This is a genomic window from Psychroserpens mesophilus, from assembly GCF_050617655.1.
GTDB lineage: Bacteria > Bacteroidota > Bacteroidia > Flavobacteriales > Flavobacteriaceae > Psychroserpens > Psychroserpens mesophilus_A.
The window spans coordinates 1-242 of sequence record NZ_JBODQC010000436.1 but is presented as its reverse complement, the minus strand read 5'-3'; the positions used below and the strand labels follow the sequence as shown (position 1 = coordinate 242).

Annotated in this window: 1 protein-coding gene; it reads right to left on the bottom strand. The window is 66.1% G+C overall.

All coding sequences use genetic code 11. The features are described 5' to 3' along the window. Nucleotides 1-242 (bottom strand): SCO family protein (locus tag ACRHNM_RS17905; protein ID WP_431137987.1); only part of this gene is annotated, 242 nt, incomplete at both ends.

Genomic DNA, 242 nt, shown 5'->3' with positions numbered 1-242 from the left:
GACGGTGATCAGCAGCACCTGCACGCGGTCGGCGTCCGGGCCCAGCTTCTTCATCACCTCGGTCAGTTCGGCCAGCGACGTCGGGCAGACGTCCGGGCATTGCGTGAAGCCGAAGAACACCACCACCGCCTTGCCGGCGAAGTCCTGCAACGTGCGCGTCTTGCCGTTGTAGTCCGACAGCTCCAGGCCGCGGCCCAACTGGGTGCCGCTGATGTCGCTGCCCTTGAATTGGGGCGCGTTGT